Here is a 1165-nt window from a genome sequence, read left to right as displayed (position 1 = left end):
GTCAAAAGCTAGTCCATAGTTATGATAAGAATACCCGCCTTTGGCATTAGTCACAATACTTCCTAGTGTTGTTCGGCCTTGTGAATATAGTTTGTGCTGATGCTCTATCGATCTAAATCCTTCAGTGATACTAACAAATATGCTTTCTTTATATGCTTGCCCAATGAGCTCGTACGCTTTTTCCTGCACTATTTCATGTACATCTTGCAACTTATTTTCTGCTTTTTGTAACAGCTTGTCTAAGGATAAATCACTCATACTCCCCACTCCTTAACTAGATGGCTTCTCCTTATATATACGTATAAGACGAACTCTAAGGGAGGCATCCAGTATCAGTTTATGCGGGAAGCAGTTAAGTTGTGCAACATGGAGAGCTGCTGTTATTTCAGCACCCAGTGGCTGATAGCCTTCGCTACTCCGTTATTGACATTTGTATCTGTCACCCAGTCCGCTGCTTCTTTTACAGCTTCCTGAGCATTTCCCATGGCGATTCCACACCCTGCCGCTTCAATCATAGCCATATCATTTAAGCTGTCTCCCATGGCAATGACTTCATCCATTGAAATGCCCAAACGTTCACATACGGTCATGATCCCTTTTGCTTTGTTAATACCAAGTGCATTAATTTCTAGATTCGTTAAACTAGAGTTGCTAATTTCAAAATCTGAAATGCCTGCTATTTGTTTCAGCACTTCTTCTCGTAAAGCATCATCTGGAATATCGTAGCCAAACTTCAGCCATTCCTGTGAGGCAATATCTTCTGGAAATTTGTCTCTCCACACTTTATCCGTAGTCACCGCCCAAAAGTTAAGCTTATGCTCTTGCGTTAAATTCCACATCTTCTCGATATAAGCAGCATCAATTAACTTTCGTTCTACAAGCTCTCCAGATTCATCCCAAATTTCRCTTCCGTTTACTGTAATAAGGTAAGAAGATAGCTGAAGAGACTGCGCATATTCACGGCATGTTAAAAGAGACCGCCCCGTGCTTAGCACCACATGAACACCTTGTTCTTGAGCTTTAGCAATGGCCTCACGATTTTCTTTAGAAATTTCTTGCTGATTGTTCAGCAGCGTTCCATCCATATCTAGTGCGATCAGTTTAAATTCTTTTTTTTCATTTGTTTGCATCTTTCTCTCTCCTTCTCTTCAATAGTAGGTACGAC

At 40.7% G+C, this 1165-nt stretch carries 2 protein-coding genes; both read right to left on the bottom strand.

What is annotated here, in order from left to right; translation table 11 throughout:
* Positions 1-258 (bottom strand): M15 family metallopeptidase (locus AC1DRF_RS28815; protein WP_477742415.1); only part of this gene is annotated, 258 nt, incomplete at its 3' end.
* A 122-nt stretch (positions 259-380) separates the two neighbouring features.
* Positions 381-1130, bottom strand: coding sequence for a Cof-type HAD-IIB family hydrolase (locus AC1DRF_RS28810; protein ID WP_427076275.1), 750 nt, complete (start codon positions 1128-1130; stop codon positions 381-383).
* Between the last annotated feature and the right edge of the window lie 35 nt (positions 1131-1165).

It is taken from the genome of Priestia sp. P5_B4, assembly GCF_056400385.1.
The sequence above is the reverse complement of the archived record's forward strand: the minus strand, read 5'-3'. Positions and strand labels throughout refer to the sequence as shown.